The sequence below is a fragment of the Paenibacillus lacisediminis genome (assembly GCF_046567315.2).
On the sequence record NZ_JBKIAX020000001.1, the window covers coordinates 338,456 to 362,456 of the forward strand.

Sequence of the window (24,001 nt, forward strand, 5' to 3'; positions counted from 1 at the left end):
TGAGCATGCGGATGGAAACGACTGCTGGGATAGTTAGACGTAAATTTGTGTTAGAAGGCTTGGATTGCGCCAACTGCGCGATGAAAATCGAGAATGGTGTCCAAAACATCGACGGGGTTTCGGCTTGTTCGGTGAATTTTGTCAACAAAACGTTAACCATGGAAATGGCTGTGAACCGCAGCGAGGAGATCCTGGAGCAGGCCAAGAAAAAAATTCGCGCATTAGAGCCTGACGTCAAGGTATTGGAGCACGGGGCGGCGGGAGTTAAACGGGCCCATAACCACGATCATGGACACGGTCATGATCACGCGAATGATCACGCGAATGATCACGGCACCGAAGCGGCGGAGGATGGACACGGCCATTCCCATGACCATGGGGCGCAAAGCCTGAAAATGATGGTTGCCCGTCTGGCAGCAGGCCTTGTCATTGGCGCGGCGGCGTTCATGTTACCCTTGGGCCGGGAGCTTGAACTGATCCTGTTTCTGGCCTCCTACCTTGTGGTGGGCGGGGATATCGTCTACAAGGCGCTGAAAAATATCGTCAGGGGCCAAGTGTTCGATGAAAACTTCCTGATGGCAATCGCGACCGTCGGCGCGTTTGTGATCGGGGAGTACCCCGAAGGCGTGGCCGTTATGCTCTTCTACCAGGTTGGCGAACTGTTCCAGAGCATTGCCGTCAACCGGTCGCGGAAATCGATCAGCGCGCTGATGGATATTAGACCGGATTTTGCCAATTTGAAAGCGGGCGACGAAATCAAACGCGTGAGCCCGGAGGAAGTGCGGATCGGAGATCTGATCATCGTTCGTCCCGGCGAAAAGGTACCTCTTGACGGCAAAGTTGCGGATGGGAACTCGGCTATGGATACCTCGGCGCTGACCGGCGAGTCCGTACCGCGCGAAGTGGCTGCCGGCGATGACGTGCTGAGCGGATTTATCAACAAAAACGGGGTTTTGACGATCGAGGTCACGAAGGTGTTCGGCGAGTCGACCGTGGCCAAAATTCTCGATCTGGTGGAGAATGCCAGCAGCAAAAAAGCGCCGACGGAAAACTTCATTACAAAGTTTGCCCGTTACTACACGCCGTTTGTCGTCATTGTCGCCGCTTTGCTGGCCGTGCTTCCTCCGTTGATCATTAGCGGCGCGACCTTCGCGGATTGGGTATACCGGGCGCTTATCTTTTTGGTTATTTCCTGTCCTTGCGCCCTGGTGGTTTCGATTCCGCTCGGCTTCTTCGGCGGCATCGGCGCTTCTTCCAAGAACGGCGTGCTGGTCAAGGGCAGCAATTACCTGGAAGCGCTGAATGACGTCAAATACGTCGTGTTCGATAAAACGGGAACGCTGACCAAAGGCGCCTTTAAAGTGAACGGCATTTATCCGCAAAACGGATGGACCGAACAGGAGCTGCTGCGTCAGGCCGCTTTTGCCGAGATGCACTCTACCCATCCGATTGCTCAGTCGATCAGAGAAGCTTATGGACGGGAACTAAATGAAGAACTGCTTGCGGGTTACAACGAAATATCGGGCCATGGCATCCAGGTTACGTTCGAAGGCAGGGAGGTGCTGGCCGGTAACGCGAAGCTCATGAAACGGGAAAATATCGATTTCGCCGCGCCTACCGAGCTGGGTACCATAGTGCATGTTGCGATCGACAAGCAATATGCCGGTTATTTGGTCATAGCCGACGAGGTCAAGGAAGATTCGGCGCAGGCGATCCGTTCCCTGAAAAATCTCGGTGTGAAGAAGATTGTGATGCTGACGGGCGATATCAAGGCGGTGGGCGAAGCGATCGGCAAAAAGCTGGGCGTCGACGAGGTACGGGCCGAACTGCTGCCGCAGCATAAGGTGGAGGAACTGGAAAAGATCGATCGCCAGAAATCGAGCAAAGAAAAGATCGTGTTCGTCGGCGACGGGATCAACGACACACCGGTGTTGGCCAGAGCCGATGTCGGCGTGGCCATGGGCGGCCTCGGGTCCGACGCGGCGATTGAAGCGGCCGATATCGTCATCATGACCGACGAGCCCTCCAAGCTGGCTTCCGCGATTCATATTGCGAAAAGAACCCGGCGTATCGTCTGGCAGAACATTATTTTTGCGCTGCTCGTCAAAGCGGTCTTCCTGCTCCTGGGCGCGTTTGGGATCGCGACAATGTGGGAAGCGGTGTTCTCGGATGTGGGCGTCACCCTGCTTGCTGTTTTAAACGCAATGCGCGTCATGAAGATCAAGCCCAATTTGAGTTAAGGGAATTTGGCTTGGGTAAGATATGCAATCGCAGATCCGCTCTCGTACCGGGCCGCAGCGTGCTGCTCACCGTATCCGGTACGGGGCCGCTCTGCGGTTTTTCGTATCATCCGTGGTTGGTGTGCTGAAGGGTTTGGAGAAAAATCTGCTCGATGTGAGCGTCGTCAAGCGAATAAAAGGCCGTCTTTCCGACCTTGCGCCGCTTAACGATTCTCAGGTTGCGCAGGTACCGCAGCTGGTGGGAAACGGCCGACTGCCCCATTTCAAGCAGCACCGTCAAATCATGGACGCACAATTCCCTTTTTAGCAGGGCGCTGATGATTTTGACGCGCGTCGGATCGCTGAATGCCTTAAACCAGTCGGCAAACTGAATCGCCGCTTGGTCATCGATGAGCTCTGCTTTAATCGCAGCCAAATCCCCCGGGGATCCCGAGCAGCTTGTATCGCATTCTTCTGCCGAATTTGCCGTATTTATCGAACGTGTCATTAACTATCACCCTTCTGCCAGGCGTTTATATATATTATACTTAAACGAAATCATTACTATTAAAAGATCGCTGTCATCACAGTAACATAATGTCCATCTTGGAGCAAGATACGGAGTATTGTCATAAAAAAAGCGCACGGGAGATTTTTTCTCCCGCGCGCTTTGGCGTTTAGCGGTAAGCCGGCAGCCAGTCGCCGTGCGCTTCGATCAAGTCGTCGCATAGCGCGGCGATATCGTCCATGGACAGCTCCGCTGAAGTATGTGGATCCAGCATCGCCGCATGGTAAATATGCTCTTTTTTGCCGGTGATGGCCGCTTCGATCGTTAACAGTTGGGTGTTGATGTTCGTCCGGTTCAAAGCCGCGCACTGTGGAGGAAGATCGCCGACATAAGTCGGAGTAACGCCGCTGGCGTCCACCAGACAAGGCACTTCGACGCAAGCTTCTTTCGGAAGGTTAGGAATCAGCCCGGTGTTCATCACGTTGCCGCCGATTTTGAACGGCACGTCGGTTTCAATCGCTTCCATGATATAGGAGGCGTATTCATGTGAACGCTCATGTTTCAATTCCGTGTTGTTAACGAGCTCCTCCCGCATTTTTTCCCAGTTAGCGATCTGGCTCACACAGCGGCGCGGGTATTCGTCCAATGGGATTTGGAAGCGGCCGATCAGCTCGGGATAATTGCGTTTGATAAAGTAAGGATGATATTCGGCGTTATGCTCCGACGATTCCGTGATGTAATAGCCGAATTTCAGCATCATCTCAAAGCGCACCATGTCCTTGTGAGGCTGTTTTTGTTTTTCCGCCGCCCGCCGTTTGATTTCCGGATACAAATCCACGCCGTCCCGGGTAACCTCCAGCAGCCAGGCCATGTGGTTGATCCCGGCGATCTTCGCCTGCACTCCGGTTTTGTCCATTTCCAAGCTCTTGAACAAATCGGGGATGCAGGCCTGTACGCTGTGGCAAAGCCCGACGGTACGCACTTGGCCGTATGTGTTCATCACGTTCGTCAGCACGGCCATCGGATTCGTGTAATTCAAAAACAGGGCGTCAGGACAGACTTCACGCATATCGGCGGCAAATTCCAACATGACCGGAATCGTCCTGAGGTTGCGGAAGATGCCGCCGATCCCAACCGTGTCGGCGATCGTCTGGCGCAGCCCGTATTTCTTGGGGATTTCGAAATCCGTGATGGTGCAAGGATCGTAGCCGCCGACCTGAATGGCGTTAATTACGTATTTTGCGCCCCGCAAGGCTTCTTTGCGGTCGCTGTAAGCTTTGACGACGCAGGTGCTGCCGCTGCTGCGCTTCAGATTGTTTAGCATGTTCTCCGAATCCCGCAGCCGCTCAAGATCGATATCGTACAGCGCCAATTCAAATCCCTGCAGAGCGGGCGTTTGCATGCAGTCGCCCAGCACATTTTTGGCAAAAACCGTGCTTCCGGCCCCGATAAATGTAATTTTAAACATTGAAAAGATCCTCCTTTTAAGTACACAGCCGAGCGGCAAATGGCCGTTGGTATCGCTTGATACCCCTTGGATTGCCGCGCTCTTACGGCTTATATTCATGTCTTCAATATAGCTTAGGCGGAAGAGGAAAAGTATGGAGGAATCGAAGATAGATATGGATAAATGTTGTGTATAGAATCTGAAATGCAGTAGACTGGTAAGGAAGCCGAAAATGTTCTTGATCCGGAGGTTTGTGATGATTCCCGACCATTACATGTTTGAAGACAACATCAATCCCGATTTCCGGGAAAAAGACGTGACCCTGCTGTTCAGCGGGGAAGGCCGCCCTATTCCCGCTCATAAAATCGGGCCGTCCGTGCATGACTATTATCTTATCCACAGTGTCCTGGAGGGAGAAGGGGAGTTTCGCTGGAGGGATCAATACCGCCGCTGCTGTCAGGGTGATACTTTTGTTATTTTTCCGGGCGTATTGTTTTCCTATGAGGCAGATACACAAAAGCCCTGGCATTATGCTTGGGTTGCCCTAAAAGGAACGGGCGTCTCCAGGCAGCTGGCCGACATCGGCATTACGCCAGGCAATCCTGTATGCCATTCCGGGGACATCGCGGCCTTACATCTCCTCTATACCCGGATTCGCTCGGCGTTCCGGCAAGCGGATGACCCAAGGCTGGAGAGCCTGGAAGCGTCGGGATGGCTGGCGCTGTTGTTTCATCAGTTTGGGCTCGCGAACCGGGAGACGCTGCAAGCTCCCGAAACGCTGGAGCCCGCGATGATCGACCGGCAGGTGGAACAGGCGGTCCGCTGGATTACGCTGCAATACCATCAGCCGATCAGCATCGGCGAGCTGTCCCGCAAGCTCGGTTACCACCGGGCCCATCTGTTCCACGCTTTTAAGGCGCGAACGGGGCTTTCGCCCAAACAGTATTTAATGAAGGTGCGGATCGAGAAGGCGAAGGAACTCTTGGCAGGCCCGCTCACCGTGGACCAGATTGCCGCCTCGGTCGGCTTTAACGACGCTCTTTATTTTTCACGCCAGTTCAAAAAAGCGACCGGGCTGCCGCCAAGCGAATACCGGAAGCTGTAACACGCGTTTTATCCGAATTGACCTCTGTAATCGGCATATGATAATATTTTATAAGTAACTTTTTGAGCAATCTCTATAAGTGCGAGTTCAAAAAGTCAGGTTTTCAGGACCGAGAAGATTGGATGAAGCTAGGGACTGAGTAGCGGAGCGTAGGGTGACCTACGTGAGCAACGGAAGGCCCGGCTGAATTCAAGATTCGACGTCGAATCCTCTTCATGTACCGCTTCGTCATGGAAAGATGACTTTTTGAACAACCTCTATAAGGTGGGGATTTGGAATGTTGTATATCAAGTTGGTCAAACTCGTCAGAACACGCCGCTCCGTACAAATGAACACGATGAAGCGTTGTACGGAGCTTAATCAGGGAGCGTAAAGCTTCCTATATTCATCGGCTGAATGGTCTTTTTTAAAAAGCGTAGCTTTACTATGCTTTTTTAAGTGTGACCATTGGCCGAGAGTAAGGGCCGTCGACAATGCTTGTCGATGGCCTTTTGCATTTGGCGGCGAGTTCACCGTACGTTATACCGTTCGACTGACTTGCGCCTTAATCATCAAGCAGAGGGCCGGCGTCTAAAAACGCTGCTCTCTGCTTTTTTTATTTTTACCATTAAGAAAAGAGGAACCGAAATGAGCTTACTTCAAGTTGAAAACCTACTGCATAGCTTTGGAGATAAAAAGTTGTACGACAATGCATCCTTTGAATTATACAAGGGCGAACACATGGGAATCGTTGGCCAAAACGGGGCGGGAAAAAGCACGCTGATCCGCGTCTTGCTGGGCGAAATCATTCCGGATCATGGCAGCGTCAAGTGGCAGTCGCAGATTCAGATTGGACACTTGGATCAATATGCCGAAATCGACGGAAACGATACGATTGCCGAATATCTGAAGACGGCGTATGCCGATTTGTTCGAGATGGAGCGCCGTATGAACCGGCTATACGAGGAAAGCGCGGCGACCGGGGATAGCGCCATGCTGCTCCAGGCTGCGGAATATCAGGAGAAGCTGGAAGCGCGGGATTTTTACCAGGTCGACAGCCAGATTTTGAAGGTCGCTTCGGGACTTGGCATCGACGCCATCGGCATGCAGCGCCAAATCGGGGAGTTAAGCGGAGGGCAGCGGGCGAAGGTGATATTGGCCAAACTTTTAATTGAAAAACCGCACGTCTTGCTGCTGGATGAACCGACGAATTTTCTGGATAAGGAGCATGTCGCGTGGCTGGCTGGTTATCTGGCGGATTTTGCCGGTGCTTTTATCGTCGTGTCCCATGACTTCGAGTTTTTGGAGAAGGTGACTACCTGTATTTGTGACATCGAGTTCGGGACGATCAAAAAATATTACGGCAAATACTCCGACTTCCTGCGGCAAAAAGAGCATCTGCGAGAAGATTACGTGCGACGGTATCACGCCCAGCAGAAAAAGATCGAAAAGACGGAGGAGTACATCCGCCGGAATATCGCCGGCGTCAACTCCAGAATCGCCCAGGGGCGCAGGAAGCAGCTCGAACGGATGGAAAAGCTGGCTCCGCCGGCGTTTACCCATAAGCCGTCGATCCGCTTCCGCGAGCTCCCGCTATCCGCGCAAACCTCGCTTAAAGTCAGCGATCTTGAAGTCGGATATGGCGCTCCGCTGTTGCCGAAAATCCATTTTTCCGTAATGGGGGGACAAAAGCTCGTGATTACCGGTTTCAACGGGATCGGGAAATCGACGCTGCTGAATACGCTGGTCGGGCGGCTTGCCGCCGTTTCCGGGAGATTCCGGTTTTCGGAGCAGGCCAAAGTCGGGTATTACGAACAGGATCTGAAATGGGACAACGGCGCGCTTACCCCGCTGCAAATCATATCGGAACAGTATCCGAGCCTTGGCATGAAGGAAATCCGCCGTTACCTGGCGTTGTGTGGTGTGAAGGACGATTTGGTTACCCAGGAAATCCGCACTTTGAGCGGCGGCGAGCAATCCAAAGTCAAATTGTGCGGCCTGATACTTTCGCCTTGCAATTTTCTGATCCTGGACGAACCGACGAACCATCTGGATGCGGAAACGAAGGCGGCTTTGCAGGACGCTTTGCGGCAATTTCAGGGCAGCGTTATCCTCGTGTCCCATGAGGAGCGGTTTTATCGGGAGTGGGCGGACAAGGTCATTAGTTTGGGATAAACCACGCGTCAAACTTTGGAACCGTTAAACGGTCAGGGTAGGGACGAGGTTATGTGCGGATTTCGCCATCTGAAAGTTCAGCTCCAAAACGCGGGCAGCGGGAGGGATAAACTCCTGGGCTCGCGTTTTTTCAGGGTTATGCATCCTGAACCGGCGGCCACGCGGGATCAAATGCAAAAGTGCATTTGAATTTCCCGGCATATGCCATTTTGGAGCGGTTGAAATGCAAAAGTACATCTGATTTGGGGCTATTCGAGAAAAAAGTATCTTTTGACCGGAAATGAACTGCACATTTGCATTTGACGAGCCTGTTTCGAGGGATTTCGACGAAAATCGCCTGCACTTTTGCGCTTTGCGGGAGTTGGCGCCCCAAGTTGTATAAACAAAAGACCTGACCGCCAGTCAGGTCTTTCACGTAATATCTTAAGCCCCAAGGAACATTTTCATGTCCTCTTCCACGCTCGTAATGCCGCCGATACCGAAATTTTCGATTAATACTTTGGCGACGTTCGGTGACAGGAATGCGGGCAGCGTTGGCCCCAGGTGGATGTTTTTGACCCCGAGGTACAGCAGGGCCAGCAGCACGATAACCGCCTTCTGTTCATACCAGGCGATATTGTAGGAAATCGGCAGGTCGTTGATGTCTTCCAGGCCGAAAATTTCCTTTAATTTCAGCGCGATGACGGCCAGCGAATAGGAGTCGTTGCATTGACCGGCGTCCAGTACACGGGGAATGCCGCCGATCTCGCCCAAATCAAGCTTGTTGTATTTATATTTGGCGCAGCCGGCGGTCAGGATGACCGTATCGCGGGGAAGCTCCCGGGCAAAGTCCGTGTAGTAAGAACGCGATTTCATCCGTCCGTCGCAGCCGGCCATCACGAAAAATCTTTTGATCGCGCCGGTTTTGACGGCTTCCACCACTTGATCGGCGATGCTGGTCACGGTATGGTGGGCAAAACCGCCGACAATTTCGCCGCTCTCCAGTTCGGTCGGAGCTTCGCAGCGTTTGGCGTGCGCGATGATTTCCGAAAAATCCTTCGGCTGGCCGTCCGGACCTTCCGGGATATGCCGCACGCCGGAAAAGCCGGTGTTGCCGGTCGTATACATGCGGTCCTTGTAGCTTGCCTTCGGTGGTACGATACAGTTGGTGGTCATCAGAATCGGCCCATTGAACGCGGCGAATTCCGTTGTTTGCAGCCACCAAGCATTGCCGTAGTTGCCGACAAAATGCTCGTATTTCTTAAAGGCCGGATAGTAGTGGGCCGGCAGCATTTCGCTGTGGGTGTACACGTCCACGCCGGTGCCTTCGGTTTGCCGCAGCAGTTCCTCCAGGTCTTTCAAATCGTGGCCGCTGATCAGAATCCCCGGCCGGTTCCCCACGCCAATATTGACTTTGGTCACTTCGGGGTGGCCGTAGGTGCCGGTATTGGCCTCGTCAAGCAGGGACATGGCCTCCACGCCATATTTGCCCGCCTCCATCACCAAACCGACGAGGTCGTCCGCCGTTAAGGAATCGTCCAAAGTAGCGGCCAGCGCCCGGCGCATAAACAAGTCGATTTGCGGGTTGGAATGGTCCAATTGAAGGGCGTGATACGTATAGGCGGCCATCCCTTTGAGACCGTAGGTGAGCAGCTCGCGCAAAGAGCGAATGTCCGCATCGGCGGTGGCGAGTACGCCAACACTCTTAGCTTTGGCGTCAAACGACGCTTCGTCGTCCGCCTGCCAAACCGCCGCGTCGGGAAGCTCCGCCGCAGCGCCTGTACGCTGTTCCTCCCAGTGGCGTCTTACTTCGTCGCGCAGAGCAAGCGCTTCGCGGATTTTGGCGACGAACACGTCGCGGTCAAAATTGGCGTTCGTAATCGTGGCGAACAGTGAATCCATAATAAAGACCGATGCACGCCGGTCTAAAACTTCAGGGAGCTCGGTCCCCACGGAGAAAAAGGAAATGCCTTTCAGCACATAGATGAGCAAATCCTGCAGGTTGGCCACGTCATGCGGTTTGCCGCAGACGCCCTTGATCGTGCAGCCGGTCCCGCCGGCCGACTCCTGGCATTGAAAACAAAACATGGACGGCTGCGAAATGTCCGGATTCGAAGCTGTTTGGTTCATTTCAAAATAACCTCCTTTGGGAGAATTTAACGGATATACAGAAGAATACCGCCGGAACGGCCGCAGCCGGGTGATTGTAATCACTCTAATTGGGGCTAGGGTCTAAACGAACGTTGAACTTTTTTTGAAGTAGATATAACATTTTCAGAGGCTGGCCCATCTAATCTTGCAGAGGGCCCTCAAAAGGAGTTGAAATTCGTGCAACAAGATATGGTACTGGAAGTTAGGCGCGCGCAGCGGGGGGATCGTGAGGCGTTTATCCGGCTCTTCCGGAAGCTGGAACCCGAACTGTACGGCTTGGCGAAGTCCATTGTGAGACGTGACGAAGATTGTGCGGACGCATTTCAGGAAACAACGCTTAAAGCGTATAAATCATTGTCGACATTGCGGCAGCCGAAATATTTTAAAACCTGGGTAATTCGGATTTTAATCAATGAATGTAATCAATTATTACGCATGCGCAGTAGAACCGTCGTGATGGCGGAGCTGCCGGAACCGGCGGGAGAGGCGCGGTTTACCGGGGAGTATGAAGAGAACCGCAAGCAGGATCTCCGCGAGGCGGTGGAAAACCTGGATGAAACTTTAAGAATCGTTATCCATCTTTTTTATTATCAGGATTTACCGATCAAAGAGGTCGCGGGTGTGCTGGAAATTTCGGAGGGAGCTGTCCGGGCGCGCCTGCATAGGGCCAGAGGAATATTGGCCGACAAGGTTAAGCAAATGGGGAAGGAGGAGCTGGCTTATGGAAACGCATGACCTTGAAAAAACGCTTCGCGACATCGGTAAGGAACGGATGACCGAGGTCAGAGAGGTTCCTGATATTATTCGCCGCCGCCAGGATGAAGTCTACGCTTCCTTGGCCGATCTTCCGATGCAGACCCGAAGCGGCCGAAAATCCCGCTTTTCTAGGACTTTTAAAGTGGGGGCGGCAGCCGCCGCCGCAATCGCCGTTTTGACGATCGGGCTGGGCAGTGCCATGGTGTCGCCGGCGCTGGCCGAATCGCTCAAAAATGTCCCTATCCTTGGCGGCATCTTCAAATTGGCCGGCGATCTGGGGCTGCAGACGGCAGAGGAGCGCGGACTGGCCGAGGAAACGGATGCAAGCGTCACCCATGATGGAATAACCCTTCGTATCCCTCAGGTTGTTTATGATGGTATTCGCCTAACTATGGCCGTCAAGCGCGAAGGAGAAGGGTTTACCGGAGGAATCATGGACCGCGAGTTCGTGGGTGAAGGCTGGGAGAGGGATGCAATTCTCCAAAGAGGGGCTGTAGACCATTGGGAGATGCTGATTGATGGCCAACCATCTTATAATTCTAAAAGTTATAAATTTTCTTCGAAAGGGTCTCCGACAGCCGATCCCAATGCGGCGCTGTACGAGTTGTCAGCCATTTCGGAAACGGGCGATTCGTCACAGCTTCTTCCCGATCGTTTTGTACTGACGGCCAAATTTTGGCTGGAAGGCGTTGAGGAGCCGTTCGTTTTCGAACTGCCCGTTCGCAAAAACGCGGATCGTCTCGTTGAAACCTTTGGAGAAACGAGAGAGTGGAACGGTATTACATTTACGCTTGAGCAAATCCAATATACGCCGATTACGACGAAGGTAGTTTTCGACATCAATGTAGACGATAAAGCAAGTAGACCACTTAGGAATAATTTACTGTTCGACCTGTGTGACGACCAAGGCAGGAACTTGGAATTGATAGGTGGCATAGGAATCTACTTCGATAATGGACAGATGCACATGCGGAATGAAATGATGTTTGACCGGCTGGAGGAGGTTCCGGATACGATTACGCTTAAACCGTTTCAGCCTGAATATGCCGACCCGTCGACCAAGCTGGGGGAATCGGGACAATATAAAGTCGACAGCAACGGAAAGATGGTTAAGCATTACGTGAAGGAACTGGAGATTACCGTTCCGGTAAACCGGGCGGGTTTGGAAAAACTGTATGGCAATCAGAATTAACCCAGGGAAAAGGCAACGGCGAAATGATTAAGAACTATATCAAAGAGCTCGAACTCACCGTTGCGGTCAAGTAAAAGCAAAACCGGTAATGGACGGCCTGCAGCAAAGCGTTGCAGGCTTTTACAATTTTTACGCTCAGAATATAACGTTTTGTTTTACTTATCCATCTAATCTATAGAGCGCTCAAAAAAGAAAAATATATGTCCAGGACATAAAAAGGGAATTCTCGAAAATCAATTTTATGGAGGGCTTTCAGTGAAAAAAGCATATAAAGTGATGACTACCGCAGCTTTAATGGGGATGCTGCTCGGCGGAACGGCTTGGGGAACAGTGGAAGCAGCCGGTTCGGCAAAGGCCAAAGCGCCGGCAGTGAGCAGCGCGGCGCAAGCTTCTGCGGCCAAAGCCGACAGCGTTACCCAGAACGGCATTACGCTGACCGTCAGCAAAGCACTGTATGACGGCAACTATGTCAGCCTTACGCTGCAGCGGAGCGGTACAGGGTATACCGGCGGCATCACCGAAGGGAAGTTTAATGAAGCGACCGAGGAATACGAGCGGCCCAAAGGCGCGATTAAAAACATTGAAATGTTTATCAACGGCAAATCCATCTACGAGTTCGGCGGGGGAGGCCTAGGCAAAAGACCAAATCTTGGCTGGGGACCGCCTTCCACACCAGACACGTTGGAAGTTAAAATGGTCGATCCTTCCTGGATCGGCAGCAATGGCATGACTTCCCCGGCTTTCCCGGACAAGTTCAAGCTAACCGCGAAGATCACCCTGGAAGGCGTGGATAAGCCGTATACTTTTGATTTTTCGCTGCAAAAAAATGCGGAAAATTTGCAAGCCCTAAAGCCGAATCTGACGAAAAAACGCGGGGATTACAGCGTCACCTTAAGCAAACTTAATGTGACATCGACCTCCACCCGAATTCAGTTGATCGAGAAAGGGTTGGACAAAAACAAGCCTTCGCATATCATGTATGAAGCTGTGGATGATCAAGGGAACGAGCTGGATATGATGTCCGGTCATGGAAGTGACGAGAATAACAAAAATGGCGATACGTATAATGACTTTGTGTTCAGTGCTCCGGGGAAAGGCGCCAAGTCGATCACAATCAAAGCATTCGAGCCCGATTTCGTACCCGATGATCCAAACGATCCATCATCCCCCGGCATATTTAAAACGGACAGCAACGGTGAAACCATTAAGAACTATATCAAAGAGCTGGAAATGACGGTTAATATTAAGTAAAAGTCAAATCCGGCAGTGGGCGGGCCTGCAGCAAATCGCTGCAGGCTTTTAAATTTTTTCGCTCAAAATATAACGTTTTGGTGTACTCATCCATCTAATCCATTAGAGAGCTCAATGAAGAGAGGATTCTCGGAAATCAAATTTCATGGAGGGGTTTGAGTGAAAAATACATACAAGGTGATGTCTTCCGCGGCGCTGGCCGGCGCGCTGTTGTTCGGTACGGCCTGGGGGGCTGCGGAAGCGGCCGGGCCGAAAGTGGCAGCGACTTCAGCGGCGAAAAGCGGCGGGACGCTAAGTGCGGCCAAGGCCAAAGCTCCAAGCGTAACCCAGCAAGGCATTACGCTGGAGATCTCCCAAGCAATCTATGACGGCAACTATGTCGGCATTACCCTGAAGCGGAGCGGCAAAGGGCTTACCGGCGAAATAGCTGGAAAATATGATGAAAAGACCCAGGATTATATTTATGAGAAAGGCGCAATTAAAGACATCAAGCTTTTTATCGACGGTAAATCCGTCTACGAGTTTGGTGGTGGAAAGTCTATGTCCCAAAGACCAGACATAAAACGGGGGCCAGGTGCTTCACCGGACACAATGAAAATTACAATGCTCGATCCATCCTGGCTTGGCGGCAATCTCAAAGCGTTTCCGGACAAGTTCAAGCTTACCGCCAAAGTGACTTTAGAGGGTGTGGACAAACCGTATACATTGGATATGACGTTGCAAAAAACCAAGGGACAGGCATTGAAACCAAATCTGACGAAAAAACGCGGGGATTACAGCGTCACCTTAAGTAAACTTAACGTAACATCGACCTCCACCCGAATTCAGTTGATCGAGAAAGGGTTGGACAAAAACAAGTCTTCGCATATCATGTATGAAGCTGTGGATGATCAAGGAAACGAGATGGATATGATTTCCAGTCATGGAAGTGACGAGAATAACAAAAATGGCGATACGTATAATGACTTTGTGTTCAGCGCTCCGGGGAAAGGCGCCAAGTCAATCACAATCAAAGCATTCGAGCCCGATTTCGTACCCGATGATCCAAACGATCCCAATTCTCCCGGCATATTTAAAACGGACAGCAACGGCAAACTCATTAAGAACTATATCAAAGAGCTGGAAATGACCGTAAAAGTAAAATAATCGTCTTAATTGGCTTGCTCTGTGCGCCGAGTGTTATGGCACAGAGCAAGCTTTTTTAGATTGCATAACATTCTGTTGGCAGATACTGCGGTAGATTGGACTTTTCCAATGAAATCCTAAAGAATAGAAATGATTTCAAAGTAATATATAACATTGAATTATATTACATAATAAGGTAATCTATAACTGGAAGATTTAAACAATACTAGACTCTATCAGATCGGGTATGACAAAACCCGACGGTAATCGCCAAAGGAGGGATGTCGAAAAACAAAGATTGCGTGCTTGCTGTCTACCGAATATTAACGAGACTACGAGAGACGGCAAAATAACTCACTTGGGAGGGATATTTTATGGTAAAGAGTAAAAATCGCTTTAAAAAACTGTCCGTGCTGGCGGTTGCGTTTATGATCGCCGGAACCTCTTATTCGGGATTTACGTCCCCGGCACAAGCGGCAGCTGATGAGCCTGCAGCCAGCGAAGCTTACGTGTGGAAAAACGTTGTGACCGGAGGCGGAGGCGGCTTTATACCTGGCATCATATTCAATACCAGCGAACCCAACCTCATCTATGCCCGTACAGACATCGGGGGCGCCTATCGCTGGGATCAAGGCACCGGGACTTGGAAGCAACTCCTGGGCTGGGTTGGTATGGATGATTGGAGCAAGAGCGGCGTCGACGCGCTCGCTACGGATCCTGTCGACCCGGACCGGCTCTATTTGGCGGTCGGCACGTATACGAACAGCTGGGATCCCGATAACGGGCGCATCCTGCGCTCCACCGACCGCGGCGAAACGTGGGAGGAAACGGAGCTGCCGTTCAAGGTCGGCGGCAATATGCCGGGCCGGTCGTTGGGAGAGCGGCTGGTTATTGATCCGAACCAGAACAACGTTCTTTATTTTGGCGCTCGCAGCGGAAACGGTTTATGGAAGAGCACCGACTACGGGGAGACCTGGAGCAAAGTAAGCCAGTTCCCGAATCCCGGCACTTATGTGGAAAATCCCGACTACGAATATCAAAGCGACATCACCGGGTTGGCCTGGATCACTTTTGATCCTGCAACAGGTTCGCGCGGACAAGCGACGCAGACGATTTACGTCGGGGTGGCGGATAAGAATGAAAGCGTGTACCGCTCCACGGACGGAGGCGAGACCTGGGAGGCGGTTCCGGGGCAGCCGAGCGGGTATTTGCCGCATCACGGCGTTCTTTCCTCCGAAGGCTTCTTGTATATTACTTACAGCGATGGCGCCGGACCATACGATGGCCACAAAGGCGAGGTGTGGAAGCTGAATACGTCCACCGGCGAATGGACCAATATCAGCCCGGTGCCGAGCAGCAGCGATGATAACTATTACGGATATGGCGGCCTCGCCGTCGATGCGCAGGATCCTGATACCGTCATGGTAGCCACGATGAACTCCTGGTGGCCGGACGCGATTATTTTTCGCAGCACTGACGGCGGAGCAAACTGGACCCGCATTTGGGACTGGAACGGTTATCCGAGCCGTACCTTCCGTTATACCCATGATATTTCCGCCGCCCCGTGGCTTGATTTTGAGAATATTCCGGCCCCGGAGGAAGTTTCACCGAAGCTCGGCTGGATGATCGGTGATCTGGAGATCGATCCGTTTAATTCCGACCGCATGATGTACGGAACCGGGGCGACCATTTACGGGACCGACAATTTAACGGAATGGGATAAAGGCGGTAAAATCGACCTGGAAGTGAAGGCCGTGGGGATTGAAGAAACCTCGGTGACCGATCTGATCAGTCCGCCATCGGGCGCTCATCTGCTCAGCGGAATGCTTGACGTGACCGGGTTCCGGCATGACGACCTTACCCAAGCTCCGGCGAAAATGTTTACGAATCCGAACGGGACCGTAGATATGGATTACGCCGAACTTGAGCCGGGCTTCATCGTCCGCGTTGCTACGGTGAACCGGACGGAGAAACCGAACGATAAAGCGATCGGTTACTCCCGCGATGGCGGCGGGAACTGGTACACCGGCGGTGAGCCGTCCGGCACTTCCGGCGGAGGCACGATTGCCCTGGCCGCTCGCGGCGAGAGCCTCGTCTGGAGCACCTCCGATGTCGGCGTGCATTATTCGAAGGGCGGCAATTCCTGGACCGCCAGCAGCGGCGTGCCTGCCGGAGCGCTCGTCGCCTCCGACCGCGTCAATTCCAGCCTGTTTTACGCTTTGTCCGGCGGAAGCTTATACGTCAGCCGTGACGGAGGAGCCACCTTTACGAAAACAAGTGCCACAGGACTTCCTGCATCCGGCGATCTTGATCTTAAAGCGATGCCTGGTCGGGAAGGGGATGTTTGGGTGGCTGGCGGCAGAGCGTCGGACGGTAACTCGGGTCTCTGGCATTCCAGCGATGCCGGTGCTACCTTTACAAAGCAGACTAGCGTGGAGGAGTCCAGCGTTATCGGGTTTGGCAAGGCTGCCCCGGGACGTAACGTCATGGCGCTGTACACGAGCGGGAAAATCGGCGGCGAGCGCGGCTTTTTCCGGTCCGATGACGGCGGCGATAGCTGGGTGCGCATTAACGATGATCAGCATCAATATGGCACCACCAATTCGGCCATTACCGGCGACCCGCGCATTTTCGGGCGTGTTTATGTCGGAACCAACGGCTACGGCATCGTCTATGGCGATTCGACGGTGACGCCGCAGGAACCAGAGGAACCAGGGGAACCGCAAGAACCGGAAGAACCGGGGCAAAATGCTACGATTTCGCCAACCTCGGCCACTTTCGACCTTAAGCAAAGCAACCAGGCCGATATCTTTGTGGCGCTGACGCTCAACGAGAAGACGTTTGCCGGCATTTATAACGGGACGACGCAGTTGAAGGAAGGCGAAGACTACACCGTCTCCGATTCGAAGGTGACGATTCTTCAAGAGTTTTTGGCGGCACAGCCGACAGGCGCATTGAAGCTGACCTTCCGTTTCAGCGCCGGGGCCGATGCCCAGCTAAACATTGCGATCGTGGATTCGACTAAGGCGCCAAGTGGCAGCCTGCGGATTGAAGCGGTCAACGGAACGCTGCAGTCTACGGCCAACACGCTGAATCCGCGCATCAGGCTAACCAACACCGGGACGGAGGAGCTCGCGCTGAAAGATGTTACTTTGCGTTATTTTTACACGGTTGACGGAGAAAAGGGGCAAAACTTGTTCTGTGACTGGACTCAGGTCGGCAGCAGCAATGTAACCGGGAACTTCGTCAAATTGCCGAAACCCGTAGGCGGGGCCGACAATTATGCGGAGCTCGGTTTTACCGAGGCGGCCGGCACGCTGGCTCCAGGCCAGACCATCGACCTGCATATTCGCATCTCCAAGGAAGATTGGAGCAATTACAACCAAAGCGACGACTATTCCTTCAACCCTGATGCCACGTCTTATGCCGAAACGCTCAAAATTACCGGATACGTTGGCGGGGCCCTGCAATGGGGACTTGAGCCTTAAGCGGCAAGAGGTAAAAGGCAAGGGATAATCAGTATAAAGCATATAGAGTGATACGTGAAAAGCGGAGCATGGGGCAAGAAGCTAATGCTTGAAAAATAGAAGTATGGGACAAGAAGCTGATGCCTGAAAAATGAAGTATGGGCAGCAGCCGATCCCCCCCCCTTTTGCTCCAAAACGAATGGTTGCAGTCATATTAGAGGCAGGCCGGCATGGGAGAAAAACGCCCACTTGCCGGCCTGTTTTTTGAGAAGAGGGGTTGAGCAGGTTAAGTTGCGGAGGCCACAGCTGGTCAAGGCTTCCCAAAGCCGTGGAATAACGGAAAAAAAGGGCGTTATTTTCTCCAAAAGTAAGGGTTACAGCTAAAATAAAGGAATTTTTTACCGCTATTGTTGGCAGATGAGGGGAAAGAGACGCTTTTTCCAAGTCTGGTTCCCAAATAGGAACTAAAAGTTCCGCTATTTTTTGGGCGAGGGAAAAACTACAATAATAGCGCCATAAATTACCGTTATTTCTGCGAACCGGTTGTTCATCGGCGTGAGAAGCTGCGGTTTTGTTGTCACTCGGGACCACTATGATCGGCTCCTTTCATAAAGTTACGACATGATCAAGGTTGACTTTCCGGGGACAGGGCGGCTACAATTTCCATGAGTCTTGTAAGCATTCCGGCAAGGAGGGGCGAAGCCGTGATCACGATATATGATATTGCCCGGAAAACCGGGTTGTCGCCTACGACCGTATCAAAGGTGTTTAACGGGTATTCTGATGTCAGCGAGAAGACGCGCCGTAAAATTCTGGATACGGCCGAGCAGCTTGGCTATGTGCCAAATGCGCATGCGCGCTCTCTCACGACCAAACGCTCCTGGACGATCGGCATGCTGTTTATCGAGCCTTCCGGCGCGGGCGTTTTGCATCCGTATTTTGGCGGGGTGATCGAAAGCTTTAAGCAAGTGGCGACCTCAAGGGGCTACGATTTGATGTTTATTTCCAAGGACATCGGCGGTAAAAAAAGCGGGTACCTGGAGCACTGCAAGATTCGCGGCATCGACGGGGTTGTCGTGATTTTGCCGGACGCGGCCGATCCCTATTACCAAGAGCTGCTGGATTCGAGCCTTCCGTGCCTTCTGCTGGATCAGGAAACCGCCCAAAAAAGCACGATCTGCTCCGATAACGCGGAGGGAACCCGGCTGGCGGTGGAATATTTGCATTCGCTGGGACACCGGAAGATCGCGCATATCGGCGGCGGGCCGACGTTTGCCGGGGAGCAGCGGCTGGCAGGCTATCTGCAGGCGATGGAACGGCTGGGGCTGCCGGTTCATCCCGGGCATGTCGTGCAGGGGAGCTACGATTTTACGGTCGAAAGCGGCAAAAAAGCGATGGAGGAACTGCTTCAGGCCGAGGAACTGCCGACCGCGGTGTTTGCTGCCGGCGACAATTTGGCCGTAGGCGCCATGATCGCGATGAAGGCGCATGGCCTTAGCGTTCCGGAGCATATTTCCATCGTTGGCTTCGATGATATCCAAATGGCGAAATACTTAACACCGGCTTTGACCACGGTCAGGCAAAATACATATTTGCTTGGCAGCAGGGCCGCCGACATGTTAATCTATACGATAGAAGGCGGGGCCGCTATCCAAAGCGATTGTGTTCCGGTGGAGCTGGTCGTTCGCGATTCCTGCCGTGCGCTTTAAAGCCAGCCCCATTTTTTTTCGAAAAAATCGAAACCGGTTTCGTCCCTTGTGTTGCAAGGGTTTGGTCGAGAAGTAAGGCAAGGGTCGGGGCGAGAGCCTGGCAAGAATCAGTGCGAGAATCAAGGCAAGAAATCGGTGCGAGAATCCAGGTAAAAAGTAAGGCAAGGGGCAAGCAATAAGGTAAGAGGTTGGCATGACGAAATTGGTGAAATCGATTTCAGGCAAGCTCAAATGATGAACAAGGGAGAGGATTTACGATGGCAACATGGTCAAAAGTATTGACTTCCCGAGATTCGGGGGACCGGCTGACGCTGCAAGGAGAACTGGCGGTACAGACGGCCCCGCCCACTGCGGCGGAGCGGAAATGGCGGGTGAATCCGGAGCAAAGCTATCAAACGATCATCGGTTTTGGAGGCGCGTTTACGGAAGCCGCCGCTTATACGCTGTCCCGGATCAGCCCGGAGAAGCGGGCGGAGGTCGTTCGCGGCTATTTCGATCCTCAGGAGGGACTGGGCTATACACTTGGCCGCGTGCATATCCACAGCTGCGATTTTGCACTGGAAAATTACACGTATGTGGAGGAGGGTGACGTCGAACTGAAGAGCTTCGATATTACCCGCGACCGCAAATGGGTGCTGCCGCTCATCAAGGATGCTACTGCTGCCGCAGGCCGGCCGCTTCAGTTGCTGGCCTCCCCCTGGAGCCCGCCGGCCTGGATGAAAACGAACGGGGACATGAATCACGGCGGTCAATTGAAGCCTGAGTACCGCGAGACCTGGGCGCTCTATTATACGAAGTTCATAAAAGCATACCGCGAGGCGGAGGTACCGGTCTGGGGCATTTCCGTGCAAAACGAGCCGGCGGCGGTGCAGACCTGGGATTCCTGCATTTTCAGCGGGGAGGAGGAGCGGGATTTTGTCCGCGATTACCTGGGGCCCGTAATGCACCGGGAAGGCCTGGCGGATGTCCAAATCCTGATATGGGACCATAACCGGGATTTGATCGTTGAGCGCGCTTCGGCCGTGCTGTCCGATCCGGAAGCCGCCAAATACGTCTGGGGCACCGGATTCCACTGGTATGTCAGCGAAGAGTTCGACAACGTCGGCAAAGTGCACGAGCTGTTTCCCAACAAGCACCTGCTGTTTACGGAGGGCTGCCAGGAGGGCGGTGTGCAGCTCGGCGCCTGGTTTACGGGCGAGCGGTACGGGCGCAATATGATCGGGGACCTCAACAATTGGACCGAAGGGTATCTGGACTGGAATCTGGTGCTGGACGAGACGGGCGGGCCCAATCATGTCAACAACCTATGCGACGCGCCGATCATCGCGGATACGGTAACCGATACCGTGCACTACAACAGCTCTTACTACTATATCGGCCATTTCAGCAAGTACATCCGCCCGGGTGCGGTGCGGATCGGCTTGGAAACCACGGGAGCACCGGGGCTTCTCGGTACCGCGTTTCGCAATCCGGACGGCGGCGTTGCCGTAGTCGTGCAGAACGAAAGCGAGGCGGCGCAGTCCTTCGTCCTGGAGCTGGGCGGGGAAAACGTCACGGAAACTTTGCCGGCGCACTCGATCGCTACTTACATCATCAAAAGCTAAATCGGCCAAAACGGAGGGATATGCCATATGTCTATATATTCTTTTGAGCAAAATGCGTTTGTGATTGAACAGTTTGATCAGGCCAAGCCGTTTTCCAGTTTTCTGCCCGGCCTGGCGGGTCTGAAGGGGATCCCAATGTGGACGTTTTACGTCAACCGCGGTCAGGGGGTGTGCAGCTTTGGCATCCGGGACAAAAACAGCCCGATCATGGAGTTTTCCCCGGCGAGCATTACATATCAGTCGGTGGCGATGAAGGGGTTCCGGACCTTTGTGAAAATCGCGGGAAAAAAAGGAGTTTACGAGCCGTTTCAAAGTGCGTTCCCCGATACGGCGGCCAAACGGAGCATGCGGATTTTGCCCAACGAGCTTGTGATCGAAGAAGCGCATGCAGCGCAGGGGCTCAAGGTAAAAGTAACTTATTTTCACATTCCGAATGACGATTACGCCGCGCTCGCGCGCAAGGTGGAAATTACGAATGTTTCCGGCTCACCGCTGAAGCTGGAGCTGCTGGACGGGATGCCGGAGGTGCTGCCTTACGGCGTGGAGAACGCGGGCTACAAGGAGATCGGCAATCTGCTGCGCAGCTGGATGGAGGTTGGCAACCTGGACCGGGGCATCCCTTATTACCGCGTCCGCTCCAGCACCCATGATGAGGCGGAGGTCAGCGAAGTGCAAAGCGGCCATTTCTATTTGTCCTTTGGCGATGACGGCGGGATGCTGCCAACGATCGCCGACTTCGAGCTCGTTTTCGGCGGCAACACGTCGCTCGCCTACCCCGACCGCTTTGCGGCGGAGCCGCTCGCGGAACTGACCGCGCAGCCGCAGTACTGCACGAACAAGGTGCCGTGCGGCTTCTCGGCCCTGTCCGCCGAGCTCGCCCCGGGGCAAAGCCGCTGCGTTTATACGCTGATCGGGCATATCGACAGCGTCGAACGGCTGAACGCGAAGGCTCCTGCGATCACCAGCCCGGCCTACTTCGCGCAAAAATACGGCGAAGCCGGCGAGCTGACGGAGAGCCTGACCGCGGATATCGCCACCAAAACGGCCTTGCCGTTATTTGATGCTTATTGCCGGCAAAGCTATCTGGACAATTTCCTGCGCGGCGGGTATCCGTTTATTTTCGAAAATGGGCGGGAAGGCTTCGTGATTCATTTGTATTCCCGAAAACACGGGGATTTGGAGCGGGATTACAACTTTTTCTCGATCGCCCCGGAATTTTATTCGCAAGGAAACGGCAACTTCCGCGACGCCAATCAGAACCGCCGCAGCGACATCTATTTCAATCCGCGCGTCGGGACGTTTAATATCCGCATGTTTTTCAGCCTGATTCAAGCGGACGGCTACAACCCGCTCGGCGTGGAAGGCACCAGCTTCCGGGTTCCGGCCGCTAACAAGGACGCGCTCACCGCTTATCTGAATACGGCTGCAACTGGCAGCCCTGTAGAGCTGGCTGAGCTGTGCCTGGGCAAATTTACGCCGGGCAAGCTGATCTCGTTCGTGAATGGGCGCGGCATCGCCTTGAGTATGGATGAAAACGAGTTCCTTACCGGGATTTTATCGCTGGCCGATCAGCATATCGAAGCTTCTTTCGGGGAAGGGTATTGGTCGGATCACTGGACGTACAATATGGATTTGATCGACAGCTATCTGGATATTTTTCCGGACCGCAAGGAATGGCTGCTGTTTGAGGAGAAAGAGTACGCCTTTTTCGACAGCCCGGCCCGCGTGCTGCCGCGAAGCGAGAAATACGTCATCGCTGCGGGCGGCGTCCGCCAGTACGGGGCGCTGGTGTATGACGAGGAGAAGCTGGAGAAGTTCGGGCTGACATTAAAAGACACGAACTGGCTGAGAACCGGCCACGGGACCGGCGAAATCTACCGCACCAATTTGTTTGTGAAGCTGCTGTCGCTGGCGCTAAACAAGTTCGCCACGCTAGATCCGTTTGGGATGGGCGTGGAGATGGAAGCCAACAAGCCGGGCTGGAACGACGCGATGAACGGCCTGCCGGGCCTGTTCGGCTCGGGGATGAGCGAAACGTTTGAGCTGAAACGGCTGTTGCGGTTTATCGAAGCGGCGTGTGCGGAGCAGGGTGCGGCGGATCGCGAAATCGCCGTGCCGGAGGAGATTGCGGACCTGCTCGCTGAAGTGGCGCGGCTGCTGGCGGAGCATCTGAACGGGACGCTGGCCCAGTTCGATTACTGGGACCGGGTCGCCACGGCCCGCGAGCAGTACCGGGAGGCGATCCGCTTTGGCATTACGGGCAGCGAGCGCAAGGTGCGGCTGGGCGATCTTGGCGGAACGCTGCGGTCGATGCTCGAGAAAATCGAGCGCGGCATCGGCGAGGCCATTCGGCTTGGCGGCGGGCTGACGCCGACGTATTTTGCTTTTGAAGCGGCGGAGTACGAGGCGGTTCTGAACGGGCAGGGCGAGCCGGTTATCAGCGGCTATGGACTGCCGAAGGCGCGCGTGAACAAGTTCGCAGTGCGGGCGTTGCCGCATTTTCTGGAAGGCCCGGCCCGCTGGCTGAAGACGGTGGAGGACGTGAACGAAGCCAAGCAGGCCTATGAAAAAATCCGCGGCAGCGATTTGTTTGACGCCCGGCTGGGTATGTACAAAACCTCGGTCAGCCTTGACGGGGAATCCCATGAGATCGGGCGGATTCGCGCCTTTACGCCGGGTTGGCTGGAGCGGGAGTCGGTATTTCTGCACATGAGCTACAAATACTTGCTGGCGCTGCTCAAAAGCGGCCTGACGGAGCAGTTTTTCGCCGAGCTGCGCACATCGCTGATCCCGTTTCTCGATCCGGCTGTTTACGGCCGCAGCACGCTGGAGAATTCGTCGTTTATCGCGACGAGCGTTAACCCGGACTCGGCAACCCATGGGCGCGGCTATGTCGCCCGGCTCAGCGGCTCTACCGCCGAATTCCTCAGCATGTGGACGGCGATGATGGCCGGAAAACACGTCTTCCGCTTGCACGGAAACGAACTTGTCCTGGCGTTTAATCCGCAGCTGCCAGGCTGGCTGTTCGATGAGCGGGGCGAGATCTCGTTCCGGTTCCTCGGTACGACGGATGTAACGTACGTCAATCCGCATAAGAAGAACACGTACGGAGCCGATCGCGCAGAAATCCGGCGGTTGACCGTGCTGGAACAGGGCGGGGCCCGGACTGTGATCGACGGCCCGGTCATTGCCGGCCCGCTGGCTGAAGCGGTTCGCAGCGGCCAGGTTCAGCGCATCGAAATCGAGCTGGGTTAACGGTTGGATGTGAAAGGGCTGGGGATTCCCGGCCCTTTCTATATTTCCGGCAAGGGTGATGGTAAAACGAACGGCAAGC

Annotated in this window: 15 protein-coding genes; 11 read left to right on the forward strand and 4 right to left on the reverse strand. The window is 53.8% G+C overall.

Annotation, left to right across the window (positions count from 1 at the left end):
• Nucleotides 1-11 precede the first annotated feature (11 nt).
• Complete coding sequence (locus tag ACLD72_RS01520) at nt 12-2,240, forward strand: heavy metal translocating P-type ATPase (RefSeq protein ID WP_410994952.1); 2,229 nt, start codon at nt 12-14, stop codon at nt 2,238-2,240.
• Between the two features lie 106 nt (nt 2,241-2,346).
• Here the strand turns inward: ACLD72_RS01520 and ACLD72_RS01525 are convergent, their stop codons facing one another.
• On the reverse strand, nt 2,347-2,727 hold the full coding sequence (locus ACLD72_RS01525; RefSeq protein ID WP_410994951.1) for an ArsR/SmtB family transcription factor: 381 nt from the start codon (nt 2,725-2,727) through the stop codon (nt 2,347-2,349).
• A gap of 169 nt (nt 2,728-2,896) precedes the next feature.
• On the reverse strand, nt 2,897-4,195 hold the full coding sequence (locus tag ACLD72_RS01530) for an alpha-glucosidase/alpha-galactosidase (RefSeq protein WP_410995279.1): 1,299 nt from the start codon (nt 4,193-4,195) through the stop codon (nt 2,897-2,899).
• A gap of 235 nt (nt 4,196-4,430) precedes the next feature.
• Here ACLD72_RS01530 and ACLD72_RS01535 point away from each other — a divergent pair, with 235 nt between their 5' ends.
• Together ACLD72_RS01535 and ACLD72_RS01540 are read left to right on the forward strand one after the other, a co-directional pair.
• Complete coding sequence (locus tag ACLD72_RS01535) at nt 4,431-5,279, forward strand: helix-turn-helix domain-containing protein (protein WP_458475481.1); 849 nt, start codon at nt 4,431-4,433, stop codon at nt 5,277-5,279.
• A gap of 627 nt (nt 5,280-5,906) precedes the next feature.
• A complete protein-coding gene (locus tag ACLD72_RS01540) occupies nt 5,907-7,433 on the forward strand; it encodes an ABC-F family ATP-binding cassette domain-containing protein (RefSeq protein ID WP_410994948.1) in 1,527 nt (508 codons plus the stop codon).
• Nucleotides 7,434-7,856: 423 nt separating this feature from the next.
• Here the strand turns inward: ACLD72_RS01540 and hcp are convergent, their stop codons facing one another.
• The gene (gene hcp / locus ACLD72_RS01545) at nt 7,857-9,542 is read right to left on the reverse strand and encodes a hydroxylamine reductase (RefSeq protein ID WP_410994946.1); all 1,686 of its coding nucleotides are present in this window, start codon (nt 9,540-9,542) and stop codon (nt 7,857-7,859) included.
• A 198-nt stretch (nt 9,543-9,740) separates the two neighbouring features.
• Between hcp and ACLD72_RS01550 the strand changes: the two genes are divergently transcribed.
• The 5 genes from ACLD72_RS01550 (at nt 9,741) to ACLD72_RS01570 (ending at nt 17,375) form a co-directional block, all read left to right on the forward strand.
• Nucleotides 9,741-10,298, forward strand: coding sequence for a sigma-70 family RNA polymerase sigma factor (locus ACLD72_RS01550; RefSeq protein ID WP_410994945.1), 558 nt, complete (start codon nt 9,741-9,743; stop codon nt 10,296-10,298).
• On the forward strand, nt 10,285-11,511 hold the full coding sequence (locus ACLD72_RS01555) for a DUF4179 domain-containing protein (RefSeq protein ID WP_410994943.1): 1,227 nt from the start codon (nt 10,285-10,287) through the stop codon (nt 11,509-11,511). Before ACLD72_RS01550 ends, ACLD72_RS01555 begins: the two co-directional genes overlap by 14 nt.
• A gap of 255 nt (nt 11,512-11,766) precedes the next feature.
• A complete protein-coding gene (locus ACLD72_RS01560) occupies nt 11,767-12,762 on the forward strand; it encodes a DUF5643 domain-containing protein (RefSeq protein ID WP_410994942.1) in 996 nt (331 codons plus the stop codon).
• Between the two features lie 159 nt (nt 12,763-12,921).
• Complete coding sequence (locus ACLD72_RS01565; protein ID WP_410994941.1) at nt 12,922-13,908, forward strand: DUF5643 domain-containing protein; 987 nt, start codon at nt 12,922-12,924, stop codon at nt 13,906-13,908.
• Nucleotides 13,909-14,261: 353 nt separating this feature from the next.
• On the forward strand, nt 14,262-17,375 hold the full coding sequence (locus ACLD72_RS01570) for a X2-like carbohydrate binding domain-containing protein (RefSeq protein ID WP_410994940.1): 3,114 nt from the start codon (nt 14,262-14,264) through the stop codon (nt 17,373-17,375).
• An 81-nt stretch (nt 17,376-17,456) separates the two neighbouring features.
• Here the strand turns inward: ACLD72_RS01570 and ACLD72_RS01575 are convergent, their stop codons facing one another.
• The gene (locus ACLD72_RS01575; RefSeq protein ID WP_410994939.1) at nt 17,457-17,945 is read right to left on the reverse strand and encodes a hypothetical protein; all 489 of its coding nucleotides are present in this window, start codon (nt 17,943-17,945) and stop codon (nt 17,457-17,459) included.
• Between the two features lie 113 nt (nt 17,946-18,058).
• Between ACLD72_RS01575 and ACLD72_RS01580 the strand changes: the two genes are divergently transcribed.
• The 3 genes from ACLD72_RS01580 (at nt 18,059) to ACLD72_RS01590 (ending at nt 23,922) form a co-directional block, all read left to right on the forward strand.
• Complete coding sequence (locus ACLD72_RS01580; RefSeq protein WP_410994937.1) at nt 18,059-19,063, forward strand: LacI family DNA-binding transcriptional regulator; 1,005 nt, start codon at nt 18,059-18,061, stop codon at nt 19,061-19,063.
• A gap of 257 nt (nt 19,064-19,320) precedes the next feature.
• The gene (locus ACLD72_RS01585) at nt 19,321-20,667 is read left to right on the forward strand and encodes a glycoside hydrolase family 30 protein (RefSeq protein WP_410994936.1); all 1,347 of its coding nucleotides are present in this window, start codon (nt 19,321-19,323) and stop codon (nt 20,665-20,667) included.
• 27 nt (nt 20,668-20,694) lie between these two features.
• Complete coding sequence (locus ACLD72_RS01590) at nt 20,695-23,922, forward strand: cellobiose phosphorylase (RefSeq protein WP_410994934.1); 3,228 nt, start codon at nt 20,695-20,697, stop codon at nt 23,920-23,922.
• The last annotated feature ends 79 nt before the right edge of the window (nt 23,923-24,001 follow it).

Excerpts from the sequence above, each read along its gene's own strand:
- hcp (WP_410994946.1), bottom strand. The coding sequence starts at position 9,542 with ATGAACCAAACAGCTTCGAATCCGGACATTTCGCAGCCGTCCATGTTT.
- ACLD72_RS01540 (WP_410994948.1), top strand. The coding sequence starts at position 5,907 with ATGAGCTTACTTCAAGTTGAAAACCTACTGCATAGCTTTGGAGATAAA.
- ACLD72_RS01585 (WP_410994936.1), top strand. The coding sequence starts at position 19,321 with ATGGCAACATGGTCAAAAGTATTGACTTCCCGAGATTCGGGGGACCGG.
- ACLD72_RS01530 (WP_410995279.1), bottom strand. The coding sequence starts at position 4,195 with ATGTTTAAAATTACATTTATCGGGGCCGGAAGCACGGTTTTTGCCAAA.
- ACLD72_RS01570 (WP_410994940.1), top strand. The coding sequence starts at position 14,262 with ATGGTAAAGAGTAAAAATCGCTTTAAAAAACTGTCCGTGCTGGCGGTT.
- ACLD72_RS01520 (WP_410994952.1), top strand. The coding sequence starts at position 12 with ATGGAAACGACTGCTGGGATAGTTAGACGTAAATTTGTGTTAGAAGGC.
- ACLD72_RS01525 (WP_410994951.1), bottom strand. The coding sequence starts at position 2,727 with ATGACACGTTCGATAAATACGGCAAATTCGGCAGAAGAATGCGATACA.
- ACLD72_RS01590 (WP_410994934.1), top strand. The coding sequence starts at position 20,695 with ATGTCTATATATTCTTTTGAGCAAAATGCGTTTGTGATTGAACAGTTT.
- ACLD72_RS01535 (WP_458475481.1), top strand. The coding sequence starts at position 4,431 with ATGATTCCCGACCATTACATGTTTGAAGACAACATCAATCCCGATTTC.
- ACLD72_RS01555 (WP_410994943.1), top strand. The coding sequence starts at position 10,285 with ATGGAAACGCATGACCTTGAAAAAACGCTTCGCGACATCGGTAAGGAA.